The following is a 13,325-nucleotide window of genomic DNA, read 5'->3' on the forward strand; positions in this document are numbered from 1 at the left end:
GTGCTGGAGAGTACACGCAATCGACAATGGGGGAAGAGGTTGGTTGAAAATAGTCAGGCGATGGGGAGACGATCGGTTCGCGCGGAGCGCGATTCTGGTTGCGACCGCGCGCCGGCATTTTCAGGTGCGTGCTGGCAGGCCCATTCGCGGTTTGATAGGCTTTACCGCACCGCCCCTCTCCGGAGTCCCTTCATGCGCTCCCTGTTCCTCTCCGCGGTCGTGCTGTGCGCGCTCGGCGCGTCGCAGCCGGTTCGAGCTGATGAGAAGCCGAAAACCGGCTTCGTGGACAAAACGTTCAAGAACGCGGACGGCACCACCTCGCCCTACGTCGTGTTCGTCCCCAAGAGCTACGACGGCGCGAAGGAGTACCCCACGATCCTGTTCCTGCACGGCGCCGGTGAGACCAAGACCGAAAAAACGGGCACGAAGATGCCGGTCGAAGTCGGCATCGGGCCGGCGATCAAAAAGCGCGAAAAAGATTTCCCGTTCATTGTCGTGATCCCGCAAGCCGAAGGGTTCGGGTGGGGCGCGGACGGCAAGAACGCGAAGCGCGCCCTGGCGATGCTCGACGAGGTGCAGAAGGCGTACAAGACCGACCCGAAGCGGCAGTACCTCAGCGGGCTGTCGATGGGCGGGATGGGAACGTGGAGCATCGCGATGGCGCACCCCGATCGGTTCGCGGCCATCGCGCCGATTTGCGGGCGCGGCGACACGAAGACCGCCGAGAAGATCAAAGACCTCCCGTGCTGGTGCTTCCACGGGGACGCGGACACGGCCGTGAAGGTCGAGGGCTCGCGCGACATGATCGCGGCGATTAAAAAGGCCGGCGGGAGCCCCAAATACACCGAGTACCCGAAGGTCGGCCACAACTCGTGGGACGCGGCCTACGGCACCGACGAACTGTACACGTGGTTGCTCGAGCAAAAGAAGAAGTAGGACCGCCGATTTGAGTTCCGCGATTCTCCGTTTTCAAACCCCTGTTTTCGGCGCGGTCACGGGTGATTCAAGGGCGCTGCCTTTGATCCTTCGGTCACGAACTGCCGCGCGGAAAACGTCCGTCCCACTACTGGAGTACCTAACCGTGTCCGAGAACTCAGTGAACCGCCGGGCGTTCATCGCCGGTAGCGCCGCGGCCGGGGCCGCGATGAGCCTGCCCGCCGCCAGCTACGCGCGCATTAAAGCGGCCAACGAGAAGCTGCGGGTCGGCTTCCTCGGCGTCGGCGGCCGGTGCCAGCAACACATCGGCGTCATCCTCCAGATGCAGAAGGAGGGCAAGGCGGTCGCGCCGGCCGCGGTGTGTGACGTGTGGGACGGGCAGTCGGTCAAGGGCGTGATCCAGGGGCGCGGGCTGTACCCGTCGGCCGAGAAGTGCGGGCTCGACAAGACCGACAAGAACCACGTCAGCAAGGACTACCGCACGATCCTCGAGCAGAAGGACGTGGACCTGGTGTGCATCGCCACCCCGGACCACTGGCACGCGCGCATGGCGATCGACGCCATGAACGCGGGCAAGGACGTGTACATGGAGAAGCCGATGACCAAGACGATCGCCGAAGCGATCGCGGTCGTCGACACCGCGCAGAAGACGAACAAGGTGGTCACCGTCGGCGTGCAGAGCATGGCCGACCCGACCTGGCTGGCCGCGCACGAGTACGTCGCCGCCGGCAACATCGGCAAGGTGATGCAGGGGCAGACCAGCTACTTCCGCAACAGCTCGGTCGGCCAGTGGCGCTACTACCCGCTCACCAAGGACATGTCCCCGAAGACGATCGACTGGGACATGTGGCTCGGGCACGCGTTCAAGGGCGTGGACGGCGAGCCGCTCGGACCGACCCCGAAGGACAAGCCGTTCGACCGCGCCGTGTGGGCGCAGTGGCGGTGCTACTGGCCGTTCGGCGGCGGCATGTACACCGACCTCTTCGTCCACCAGACGACGCACATGCTCGCGGCGATGGGGCTGCGGTTCCCGGCCCGCGTCGTGGGCGCCGGCGGCCTGTACCTCGAGTACGACGGCCGCGACGTGCCGGACGTGGCCACCGTGATCGCCGACTACGACGAGGGGTGCCAGTTCATCGTCGGCGCGACGATGTGCAACGACGTGCAGTTCGGCGAGATGATTCGCGGCCACCTCGCGACCATCAAGTTCGACGGCGGCGGCGACTTCATCAAGGGCTTCTCGGTGTACGGGCAGAACATCGCCGGCGGCCCGGTCAAGCCGAAGAGCAACGGGGGCGAGGAGAAGCCGGTCCACGTGTTCGAGAACCCGAAGAAGGGCGACGCCACCTACCACCTGTGGGAGAACTTCCTCCAGTGCGTCCGCGAGCGCAAGCGCGAGACGCTCAGCACCCCGGAACTCGGCGCCGCGGCGTTCGCCACGGTCAACATGGGCGTGCAGAGCTACCGGTACGGCAAGGTGCTGTTCTGGGACAAGGAGAAGCGCGTCCCGAAGGAAGCGGACGCGAGCTGGGCGAGCCGGTGGGAGGCCCGCAGCCACGAGCGCGGCAAGCCGAACCAGATCCAGGGCTGGAAAGCCGGCGACAAGGGCAGCACCCTGACCCCGCCGGACTACCAGAAGCTCGAAGGCCCGTGGACCGACGGCAAGGACCCGGCCGGGGCCTAAGTCGTTCCGGCGATCGGCCGGCGTGAGTCAGTCGGTGAAAGCGAATCGCCCACGAAGCGCGAAACGTTCACCGGCCGGCTCATACCGGCCGTTCGCCTCTGATCTTCCGTGTCGGGCGGTTTAGCTCGTCGCTCTGCGACAGGCTGATGTTGCGTCAGCCGAGCTGTTGCCTTGCTGTGCGCCGCGGGGACCGCTGTTCCAGCACCGCTTTCGGGCGGGGGCCCTGCGCATGCAGGAGCCCGGAACAACCCCGCCGGTCGTGGTTCTCCTGCATGCGCAGGGGCGCCCCGCCCGGCGGTGCCGTGAGCGTTCCGCGCCCCAGGAAAAGAAGTAGACCGCCCGACACGGTTGGTTTCGCTGTTCCGGCGCAAGGGGGCATAAGCTCCCTTCTTTCTTTTTTCACGCTCGCCCATTTCCCAGAACACATGACTCCCCTCGCGGACACCCACGTCCATTTGCTCGCCGGACTCGACGACGGCCCACCCACCGCGGACGTTGCACTCGCGATGTGCCGGATGCTCGTCACCGAGGGCGCGCGCCACGCGACCGCGCTCGCGCACCAGAACCCGTGCTACCCCGACAACACTGCCGACCGATTGCGCGCGTCCGCGTCCGCGCTCGCGTCCGCGCTCGCGGAGCAGAACATCCCGCTCTCGGTTTACCCGACCGGTGAGGTCATGCTCGCGCCCACCACGCTCGAAGAGTGGCGCGCGGGCCACCTGATGTCCGTGGGCGACCACAAGCAGTGGCTCCTCGTGGAAATGCCGCACGGTGAATTCGTCGACGTGCTCCCACTCGCAGAGGCCCTGAAGCCCGAGGGCGTGCGGCTCATTATCGCGCACGCGGAGCGCTACGCAGAACTGCTCGATGACGTCGCGCTGACACAAACGTGGATCGAAGCGGGGTGTCTGATTCAGGTCACGGCCCGCGCGCTGGCGGAGCCGGGCGCGCCCGAGTTCGAGGCGGCCCTCAAACGGTGGGCGAAGGGCGGCTTCATTCACCTGCTCGGGTCCGACGGGCACGGCATCGAGCGCCGGCGCCCGAAGTTAGCGCCCGGCTTTGCGCGGCTGGTGAAGTGGGTCGGGCGCGCGCACGCGGCACGAATCGCAAGCGAATGGGGGACCGCAATACTGCGGGGCGAGCCGGTTCAGGTGCCCGCGCCGTGTCCGCTCGGGCGCAGTTGGTTCTCGCGCCTGTTCGGGGCGTGACGACACCTCATCTTCATATTGCGAGTGTGTAACGGGTAGCGGATTTTCCGCGCACACGGTTGACGCACCCCGTCCCTTCGGTCAACAATAACCCCACGCGATTCGGTCCCACCCCATCGCTGCCGCTGCCACGGCCCTGGGACCGACCCGCGTGAAACCGCCAGAGTTCGGCCGCCCGCCACCGTCTCACCTGCCGTACCCCAGTCCTCTTCCAATTTGGGGAGACGCACCACGATGCCCACCACCCGCGCCCGCGGTACCGCCGCGCTCTTGTTCGTTGCCCTCGCGTGCCCCGGTGCGAGCGCGCAGCCCACGGCCGACCAGCAGGCGGACGCGCTCCTGAACGCGGGGCGGAAGGCGTACAACGAGGGCAATCCGCAGTTCGCCGCGGAGCGCTTCACGGAACTGCTCACCAAGTTCGGCGGTTACAAGAACGCGAACGCCGCCCGCTACGGCCTGGGTCTCGCGCTCCTCGATCTCCCCGACCGCAACTACCAGAAGGCGCTCGATGCGTTCCTCCCGCCCGCCGGCGACGGGCAGTTCCCCGACCAGGGGCTCGCGCTGTACCACGCGGGCGCGTGCCAGCGCGGGTTGGGGCAGAAGGAACTCGCTGAAGCTGCGGCGAAGCCCAACGAACTGCCGCAGCGCACGCAGAACGCGAACGCGAAGTTCGATGCCGCCGCGAAGCTCTTCGTTCAGGCCCGCGAGGTGCTCGAGAAGAAGGCTCCGGCTGATGCGGATTGGGCCGGCCGAGCCCGGTGCGACACGGCCGAGATGGAACTGCGCGTCGGCAAGGTTAAAGAGGCCCGAGCCACTGTCGAGCCGTTCTTGAAGGACGCGAAGTTTGCAAAAAGCAAGCTCCAGCCGCTCGCGCTCTACTACCACGGCACCGCAAGTTTCCTGCTCAACGACGTCCCGAGTGCCGCTAAATCGCTGAACCAACTCGCGCCGTTCGACCAGCCCTACGGCCCGCACGCGCGGTACCTCATGGGGCGCGTGCATTCATCACAGGGCGAGAACGCGGAGGCCGCCGTCGAGTTCGACGCGGTCCTCGCCGAATACGCCAAGCAGAAGGCCGCAGCGGTCGAAGCACTCAAACAGCCGGACCGGTTCAAGAACGACCCGTTCGAGAAAACGCGCCTGGAAACGCTCGTGAAGAACCCGGCTCCCGATTACGTCGCGGGGAGCGCGTTCTTTGGCGCGTGCCTCAACTACGAGAGCGGGAAGTTCGGCGACGCGCTCGGGAAGTTCCAGGCGTTCACCAAGGACTACGCGACCTCGCCGCTCAAAGATGATGCGCAACTCCGAACCGGGTTCTGCCAGGCGCAACTCAAGCAGTTCGACGAGGCCGTCAAGTCGCTTCAACCGCTCGCGAACCACGCCCGACTCGCGGACCAGGCGCTCTTCTGGACGGGCAAGGCGCAAGCCGGGCTCGCGGCGGCCGTCGACCCGGCGAACCCGAACCTGAAAACGCAAACCTTCAACACCGCTATCAACACACTGCGTACCGCGAGCGACAAGGCGAACCAGGGCAACGCGGAGGCAAAAGCGCGGCGCGCGGAATACCTGCTTGAACTCGCGGACACGCAGCTCACCGCTCAACTCGCGAAGGACGCCGCCAACACCTACGAAACGGTCTGGAACGAAAAGCTCCTGCCGTCACGCGCCGAAGAAATCCTCCAGCGGCTCATCACCGCGTACCACCTCGCGGGCGACATCCCGAAGTCGGAAGAGCGCATCGCGGTCTTCAAGCAGCAGTTCCCGAACAGCCCACTCACGTCGCTGGTGCTGTTCCGCGCGGCCGAGAACGCTTACACGAAGGCCGAAGCCCTCGTCAAACAGAACAAGCCCGCCGAAGCGAAGGCCGCGTTCGCCGCCGCCGCGACGAAGTATTCCGACGTAGTGGCGAAGTTCCCGGAGTTCGAGCGTGTAAATCGCGCGAAGTACGGCCTCGCGCTCTGCTTCACCGCGGTGGAGGACTGGGAGAAGGCCGCGAAAGCACTCGAAGCGATCCCCGCCGCGGAGCGGACCGGCGAGCTTTCACCGGCGGCGTATGTGCTCGCGGACTGCCTGATTCGCACCGCCCCCGCGAAGGCCGAAGACGCGCTCCAGGACAACATGCTCCGCGAGAAGCTCGGCGCCGCGGTCGGGCTACTCGATGCGTTCGTCGCCGCGAACCCGAAAGCCGAGCAGACCCCCGACGCGATCCTGAAACTCGGTTACTGCAACAAGCGTCTGGCGATCCAGCTTCAACCCGGCAACGAGCGCAACGAAGCGCTTCAGAAGGCCCGCGTCGCGTTTGAAAAGCTCGGGAACGAGTTCAAACAGTCGCCGCTCGTCGGCACGGCCACCCTCGAGCGCGCGAAGGTGCTCGCCCTCCAGGGTGATAAGGGCAACGCGATTAACTCGCTCCGCGGGTTCAACGCGGACCCGCTCCAAAAGTCCCCGGTCGCGCCGCTCGCGATGATCTACCTCGGGACACTTCTGCGCGAACAGAACCAGGCGGCCGAAGCCGCGAAATCGCTCGCCGAGGCGCGCCAAAAGTTCGAGGGCGGGCTAAACGCAGCGGGCGGGGCAAAAGCCGAGTGGGTCGCGCTGTTGCGCTTCCACCACGGCGTTGCCCTCTCCGAGAGCAACAAGCCCGGGGAAGCCCGCGCTGCGTTCGAGCAAGCGGCCCAAGCCGCCCCCGCGTTGCCCATCGCCGTAGAAGCAACCCTCAAGGCAACGCAGCGTCATCTGGAAGAAGTGAAAGCCAAGATCGCCACCCTTGAGAAACAGAAAGTCCCGAATCTGAAGCCCGATCAGATCGCCGCTATCGACAATCAGATTAAGGGAGTGAAAGCGGACCTCGCGAACGTGGGTAAACTCTTCGAGCAGCGGGCCGAGCAGTACCGTCAGGCGCACCCGCAGAGCGAAGCTCGCGCCCGCTTGCTCTACGACGCGGCGTGGGCCTATCGCGGCGCCGGCACCGATCCGGCCCAGGCTTACACAAAGCTGCTCGAACAGTTCGGCGACCTCTCGCTCGCGGTAGAAGCACGCCTCGAACTGGCCGAACTCGTCTCCGAGAAGAAGCCCGACGACGCGATCAAGCTCCTGAAGGAAGCCATCGACAAGGAACCGACCGACAAGCCGACTTCACCCGAGACGATCGACCGCATCCGCATTCGACTCGGGGCCGCGCTGTTCGAGAAGAAAGATTACCCCGCAGCGCAGGGGCAGTTCGATGCGGTGGGCAACAATGACAAATCCCCCCATCGGGCGCACGGGCTGTATCGCTCCGCGGAGTGCTTCCTCGCCCTCGGCAAGCCCGACGAAGCACAAAAGAAGCTCGTCATCTTCCGCGACAACGCCGCGTTCCACAACATCGCAGGCGTGAGTGACCGCGCGCTGCTCCGCTTGGGGCACGCCCTCACGCAACTCAAGCAGTGGGACGCCGCACGACAAGCGTTCGAGACGGTACTCGCCCGGTACGGCAACAACGGCACGTGGGCGGTGGACGCACGCTACGGCATCGGCTGGGCGTTCCAGAACCAGAACCGCTTCGACGACGCTGTGAACGCTTACGCGCTCGTGACGCAGGCCACGCAAGACGACCGCGCCGCCCGCTCGCACTTGCAGATCGGCTTGTGCCGTGCGGCCGCGAGCAAGTGGGCCGATGCGGGGAAAGCGTTCAGCACGGTCTACTTCGGGTACGACTTGCCCGACCTCAAGTTCCCGGCGATGCTCGAACACGCCCGCACGCTCGGGGAAGAGAAGAAGCCCGACGAGGCGGTGAAGCTTCTGGAGCGCGTCATCAAGGACGCCCCAAAGGACAGCGAATGGGCAAAGGCCGCACAAGAGCGGCTGGGCAAGCTCAAGAAGAAGTGAGGCGTGCAATGGATGCCAACGAGTTCTTGTTCTCGACTGCTACGTTGGCGGTACTCAACGCTCAGCAATACGACCCGGGAGCGAAAGGAGCGTATGAGTATCTGTCCGGCGGTTTGATGTGGCCGGACGAGCGCCCTGAGGCGCACGAGCCGGGGCGAGAGTTTACATCTACGATCACCGCTTATCGCTGTTTGATTGCGAGCCGCGCGGCCATCACGCTGGGCAAAGAGACGGGTGTTTGGCCGGTGTGGGAGCAAGTGCTCCGAGAAGCCTCGAACTGGCCGGGGCTTCGACCCGAACGTTGGGGCGAAGCGGCACGAAAGCGATTATTGGCCGCGAAGCGCCGTGAAGCGCGATGTTTCGATGAACTGGAGCGGCAATTGGAAGAACAATTAACCAGCGGGACTGGGTGACGTGGTTTTAGCCCTCGGAGAGGGCGGCAGATGTTAGCCCAGGGTGCGGCGAGCGAAGCGAACAAACCCTGGGCGGGCAACGCGGAACACATGAAAACCGTCATCCTGTTGGTCGCGGTGCTTGCCGTAACTCTGGTACTCATGGCATTCACGAGTTGGCTGTTTCCGAAGAAGCCTGAACCGCCGGACGAAATGAAAGACCTGCATAATCCGGATGGCATCGTGGGTGTGCTATTCCTGGGTCACGGGTGCATCGGCATCGTGATCGTGTTTGCCTGTGCGATCTTGTTCGGGCTGATCTGACACTCTATCGCTTCCGGGGTTTCCGGTTTATCTCCTGACGTGTTCCCCGGGTCGCGCTCGAAGAGTCGCTCCACCCGGAGCTAACATCCGCCCCTCCGGGGGTGAAGACAAAGACGCGCCGCGTTCCCCAGAGGGCTCCTCCCATGTCCGACCATTCGCTGATTCGCCGCGCGTGGCTCGCGGTCGCGTTCGGCGCGATCGCCCTGGTGTGGGCCGTGCCCGAGCCCGCGCAGGCTTATGTCGAGGTGCCCATCACGCTCGGCGACATCATCCGCCAGTCCACCAACGTCTGCACCATGCAGGTCAGCAAGGTGGACCGCGAAAAGAATCTCATCATCTACACGAAAGTGCAGGACATCAAAGGGAAGCACCCGCAGACCGAGATCAAGCACAACATCGGGCGCGGCGGGCTCCGGCCGGGCGAGTGGGAAGAGATCATGAAGTGGGCGGAGGTCGGCAAAACGGCCGTCTTTTTCCACAACGGCGGCGCCAGCGAAACGTACTTCGGCACCTCGTGGTACCAGGCGTACCCGCAGGGCGAGTGGTGGGGCATGTCGCACGGCGAACCGTTCCTGCTCCGCAGTTACTCCGGGAAGGTCGATAAGCTCGGCGGCTTCGTGGCAGAGATCATCGACAACAAAGAGGTCGTCGTCCCGTGTATGGTGGACGGCGACAAAGAGGCCATTCACAAGAAGACCGCCCGCGTGCAGCGCATGAAGGCCAGCCTCAAGTTGATGGACTACAACCCGAAGCGCGACTTCGTGGGATGGGGCGGCGAGGACATTCGCCGGCTCCAGGGCATGCCCGGTTTCGACAGGTACGCGGCGCTCGCGAAACTCGACGCGGAAGCCCAGTCCGTCACGGCGGTGGATTTTGACAACGACGGCAAGCCCGACATCTGCCTGTGCGGGGCGAACAAGGTCGTGCTGCTCCAGAACGGCGGCGACAGTTTCGTCGAGGTCGCGCTACCGGGTCTGACGGGCGGGGCACGCTCCGCGGTGTGGGCCGACTGCACCGGCGACGGGCTGCCCGATTTGCTGCTCGCGACCCCGACCGGTCCGCGCCTCTTCGTCAACCTCGGCAAAGGCCTGTTTCGCGACGAAACGAAGCGCCTACCGAAAGAGGTCGCGTACAACCTGACCGCGGCCGCGTGGGGCGATTTCAACGGCGACGGGAAGCCCGACATCGTGCTCGCTAATGGCTTCCACGGCCTGCGAGTGTACGCGAACGCCAAGCCGGTAGCGCCGAAAGTCGTGCTCCCGAAGTTCGGCGCCTGGCACGCGATCGGCATCTTCCGCGCGGCGAACCCGGCCGACAACTTCAAGACCGCGTTCCCGGTCGAGACCGAGAAGTTCACGCCCGAAAAGGAGTACAAAGGCAAGCGCGACATGCCGACCAAGTGGGCGAAAAAGGAGTTCAAGGCCGAGCCGACCCCGCTCCCCGAAATGGGCGCGAACTGCGCGACCTACGTTCACGGCGAACTCGAAATGAGTGCCGCGGCCGAAGTGCCGGTCACGATCGGAACCGGTGGGAACACGATCACCGTGTGGGTGAACGGGGAGAAGGTTCACAGCGACGACAAAGCGAAGCCCGAACCGACCGCGCTTTCGCTCAAGCTCAAACAGGGCAAAAACACACTCGTCGTGAAGATGTGCAACGTGGACCAACCGCAGGCGTTCTCGATCGCGGTCGGGCTCGGCGACAGCGGCCCGCCGGGGCCGTGGTTCGAGGACGTTTCCGCCGCGTGGGGCTTCGGCCCAGACGGACTCGCCGCCAACGAAAAGGGCGATACGCTCGCGGTCGCGGACTTCAACGGTGATGGGAAACCTGACATCCTGTATGGCGCCGGCGCCGGCATTCTCTTCATAAACACGAACGGTAAGTTCGTGCCGAAGACCGACAGCGGTATCAGCTACAAACCCGGTAAAATTGGCCCCGCGATCTGCGACTTCGATGGCGACGGCTATCTCGACCTGTTCATTCCGCAACTCGACGGGAAGTGCAAGCTCTTCCGCAACGACGGTACCGGCAAGTTCACCGACGCGACCGCGAACACGGGCGCGCTCGCGAGCGGCGTCCCCAACGCGGTGTCCGCGGCGTGGGGTGACTTCGACAACGACGGCAAGCCGGATCTCCTCGTGTGCTGCCTCCGCGGGTCGAACCGGTACTTCAAGAACGACGGTGGGGGTAAGTTCACCGAGAAGACCGCGGACATCGGGTTGACGCAGAAGGTATTCAACTCGCAGGCCGCCGCCTTCGTCGATCTGAACGGCGACGGGCAACTCGACCTCGTGCTGAACAACGAGGGCCAGGAGTCGAATGTCCTGTTCGGCGCGTTCACGCCGGGTGGTGCCAAGACACCGGTCGTCGTCGCCCTGAACGGCTGCTCCGCGCTCAACGGCGGGAAGGTCGTGGTGAAGGACGCGGCGGGCCAGCGCGTCGCGTGCTGTGCGGTGTCCGGCGGCGACGGGCGCGGCGGACAGTGCGGACTCGCGCCGCGCTTCGCGCTCGCACCCGGCGCGTACAAGTTCGAGATGACCGGCAGCGACGGGAAGACCACCGCCAAGGACGTGACCGTGACCGCCACGCCCATGCAGGTGAAGGCGAATTAGCAATCACCCGCCGCCCTTGTGGGCGGGGTTCACCGAATACCGGGATGCCGCGCATGACTCTCCGCTTGGTTGTCTCTCTCTGTGCCCTCTGTGCCCTCTGCGGTGAATCGTTTTCCGCCGACCCCGGTCCGTGGGCGACGTACCGCGGGAACCCGCAGCGCACGGGCAACACGGATGGCGCTGCCGGCCCGGAAAAGCCCGCGATTCTTTGGTCCGTGAAATCGACGGACCACTTCATTGCGTCGCCGGTTCCGGTGAAGGACGCCGTGTACATTGCGGGGATCGGCGCGTTCAACCGGCCCTCCGCCTCACTGTTTCCGTTCGCCGGGAAGAACCCACCGGCCGCGACGTGGGTCAAGAGCGCGCCGTACCTGAAGCTCGCCTCCGTTAGTTCACCGGCGGTCGCGGGGGATTACCTCCTTTTCGGCGACGGCATCCACCAGGATTCGGGCGGCGTGCTCCACTGCGTCAACGCGACCACGAGCCAACCGCTGTGGCAACTCGTTCTCCCCGGCGACCTGATTCACCTGGAAGGCGCGCCGGTCGTGGCGGGGGGCAAGGTGTTCATCGGGGGCGGGGCTGCCGGCGCGCTCTGCGTCGAGATGGACAAGGCGACGCTCGACGGCAAGGAATACGACCTCGCGACCGTTGCGAAAATGCAGGACGCGAAGTGGAAGGAACTCACCGCGAAGTACGAAGAGGCGAAGGCAAAGAAGGACGACTTCGCGATCCCGCCGGACGACAGTCAGTTGCTCAAGTTCGCGCCGAAAAAGGTGTGGCAGAAGGGTGAGAAGAAGTGGCACGTCGATGCCCCGGTGAACTTCGCATCCGACAAGTTACTCGTGCCCACTGCGTACCTCGACAAAGAGAAGGTCGGCGAGCGCGCCCTATACGCGCTCAACGCGACCACCGGTGACACCGTGTGGAGGACGGAACTGAAGTACAACCCGTGGGGCGGCGCGACCGTCGCGGGCGACTTGGTGATCGTGCCGGAAAGCTCCGTCGGCTACTACTACAAGGAGCTAAAAGGCGCGAAGGGCGCGCTCACCGCGCTCGACCTGAAGACGGGCGACCAGAAGTGGCGGAAGGAGATCCCGACCGGCGGCGTGTTGGGGTGCGCGTCGGTCAGCGACGGCCTCGCGGTCTGCACCGCGACCGACGGTAAGGTTCGCGCGTACAAGGTGGCCGACGGCGAGCGCGCCTGGCTCTACGACGCAAAAATGCCGTTCTTCGCACCGCCCGCGGTGGCCGGCGGCGTGGTGTACGCGGCCGACTTGGGCGGAACGGTTCACGCCATCGATCTGAAGACCGGCAACGCGAAGTGGACGCTCTCCCTCGCGAAAGAGACGGGCGCGCCGGGGATGGTGTACGGCGGCGTGACCGTTCACGGCGGCAAACTCGTCGTCGCGACGTGCAACCTCGACGGCCCGTTCGCGAACAAGGAAACCGTGCTGGTGTGTATCGGGACGAAATAACGGGGCCGAGAGCACAGGGCTTCCGCCCTGTGCTAAATACGACGGCCCCTCCGGGGCGAAGGCAAATACGTCTGCGCGCTTGTGCCCTATGCGCGTCTAAGGAACTCACCATGAAACGTCTCGCGATCGCGCTCGGGTGTCTCGCACTTCTCGCGCTCGTCGGTCGGTCGTCGGCCGAGGAGAAAAAGGCCGGCGTCACCGTCGACATGGCCCGGCGGCTCGTCACCGTGGACGCGAAGGTCGCGCCGCGGAAACTCGAGCACCTCAAGGGCGAGGTGTACCCGATCGAACTGATCGCGTCGTGGGCGCACCCGAGGGGCAAGAAGGCGCACGAAACGATCCTGACCATCGAGGTCGATCCGTCCGAGGTTCACAAGGGCTTGGAGAAGCTCGGACTGAAGCCCGGCAAGCCGGCGAAGGGCGCCGCGATGAAGGAGGGCGACCCGGACCCGAAGGGCGAGGGGCCGGCCGTGAACGTGTTCATCGAGGTACCGGACGGCGCTGGGGGCACCAAGCGGCTCACGCTCGACAAGGTGCTCATGGACCCGAAGACGAAAAAGGCGCCGCCCAAGATGTCGTTCGCGTTCACTGGGTCGGTGCTGACCGCCCCCGACCCGAACAAACCGGACGACAAGAAGTACGGCGCCGACCTCACCGGCTCGCTCATCGTGCTGTTCCCGGTGAGCGACGAGACCGTGCTGCAAACCGGGTGGACGATGAAGGAAGAGAAGTTCCTCAAACTCGACGTGCGCCCGGACGTGCTGCCCAAAGAAGGCACCGCGGTGAAGCTCGTGATCGAAGTGCCCGGGAAGTAGAGCGCGGTGTTG

General features: G+C 65.2%; 9 protein-coding genes. All 9 read left to right on the top strand.

What is annotated here, in order from left to right:
• Positions 1-192: 192 nt before the first annotated feature.
• The 9 genes from J8F10_RS28140 (at position 193) to J8F10_RS28180 (ending at position 13,313) form a co-directional block, all read left to right on the top strand.
• Positions 193-936: a carboxylesterase family protein gene (locus J8F10_RS28140; protein ID WP_210659673.1), complete on the top strand. Its 744-nt coding sequence runs from the start codon at positions 193-195 to the stop codon at positions 934-936.
• Between the two features lie 145 nt (positions 937-1,081).
• Positions 1,082-2,620 carry a Gfo/Idh/MocA family protein gene (locus J8F10_RS28145; RefSeq protein WP_210659674.1) on the top strand — a complete coding sequence of 513 codons (1,539 nt, stop codon included), beginning with the start codon at positions 1,082-1,084 and terminating at the stop codon, positions 2,618-2,620.
• 425 nt (positions 2,621-3,045) lie between these two features.
• Positions 3,046-3,828 (top strand): tyrosine-protein phosphatase, encoded by a 783-nt coding sequence (locus tag J8F10_RS28150; RefSeq protein WP_210659675.1) that lies wholly within the window; start codon positions 3,046-3,048, stop codon positions 3,826-3,828.
• Positions 3,829-4,062: 234 nt separating this feature from the next.
• Complete coding sequence (locus J8F10_RS28155) at positions 4,063-7,695, top strand: tetratricopeptide repeat protein (protein WP_210659676.1); 3,633 nt, start codon at positions 4,063-4,065, stop codon at positions 7,693-7,695.
• A gap of 8 nt (positions 7,696-7,703) precedes the next feature.
• Entirely contained in the window at positions 7,704-8,108 is a 405-nt protein-coding gene (locus J8F10_RS28160) for a hypothetical protein (RefSeq protein ID WP_210659678.1), read from the top strand.
• Positions 8,109-8,138: 30 nt separating this feature from the next.
• On the top strand, positions 8,139-8,411 hold the full coding sequence (locus J8F10_RS28165) for a hypothetical protein (RefSeq protein WP_210659679.1): 273 nt from the start codon (positions 8,139-8,141) through the stop codon (positions 8,409-8,411).
• 143 nt (positions 8,412-8,554) lie between these two features.
• Complete coding sequence (locus J8F10_RS28170) at positions 8,555-11,023, top strand: FG-GAP repeat domain-containing protein (RefSeq protein ID WP_210659681.1); 2,469 nt, start codon at positions 8,555-8,557, stop codon at positions 11,021-11,023.
• Between the two features lie 53 nt (positions 11,024-11,076).
• The gene (locus J8F10_RS28175; protein ID WP_210659683.1) at positions 11,077-12,498 is read left to right on the top strand and encodes an outer membrane protein assembly factor BamB family protein; all 1,422 of its coding nucleotides are present in this window, start codon (positions 11,077-11,079) and stop codon (positions 12,496-12,498) included.
• Between the two features lie 110 nt (positions 12,499-12,608).
• Positions 12,609-13,313 carry a YdjY domain-containing protein gene (locus J8F10_RS28180; protein WP_210659685.1) on the top strand — a complete coding sequence of 235 codons (705 nt, stop codon included), beginning with the start codon at positions 12,609-12,611 and terminating at the stop codon, positions 13,311-13,313.
• Positions 13,314-13,325: the final 12 nt, after the last annotated feature.

The sequence above is a fragment of the Gemmata palustris genome (assembly GCF_017939745.1).
Lineage (GTDB): Bacteria > Planctomycetota > Planctomycetia > Gemmatales > Gemmataceae > Gemmata > Gemmata palustris.

Bases quoted from the DNA above. Each gene is read 5' to 3' on its own strand.
- J8F10_RS28140 (WP_210659673.1), top strand. From the start codon at position 193: ATGCGCTCCCTGTTCCTCTCCGCGGTCGTGCTGTGCGCGCTCGGCGCG.
- J8F10_RS28150 (WP_210659675.1), top strand. From the start codon at position 3,046: ATGACTCCCCTCGCGGACACCCACGTCCATTTGCTCGCCGGACTCGAC.
- J8F10_RS28155 (WP_210659676.1), top strand. From the start codon at position 4,063: ATGCCCACCACCCGCGCCCGCGGTACCGCCGCGCTCTTGTTCGTTGCC.
- J8F10_RS28160 (WP_210659678.1), top strand. From the start codon at position 7,704: ATGGATGCCAACGAGTTCTTGTTCTCGACTGCTACGTTGGCGGTACTC.
- J8F10_RS28165 (WP_210659679.1), top strand. From the start codon at position 8,139: ATGTTAGCCCAGGGTGCGGCGAGCGAAGCGAACAAACCCTGGGCGGGC.
- J8F10_RS28170 (WP_210659681.1), top strand. From the start codon at position 8,555: ATGTCCGACCATTCGCTGATTCGCCGCGCGTGGCTCGCGGTCGCGTTC.
- J8F10_RS28175 (WP_210659683.1), top strand. From the start codon at position 11,077: ATGACTCTCCGCTTGGTTGTCTCTCTCTGTGCCCTCTGTGCCCTCTGC.
- J8F10_RS28180 (WP_210659685.1), top strand. From the start codon at position 12,609: ATGAAACGTCTCGCGATCGCGCTCGGGTGTCTCGCACTTCTCGCGCTC.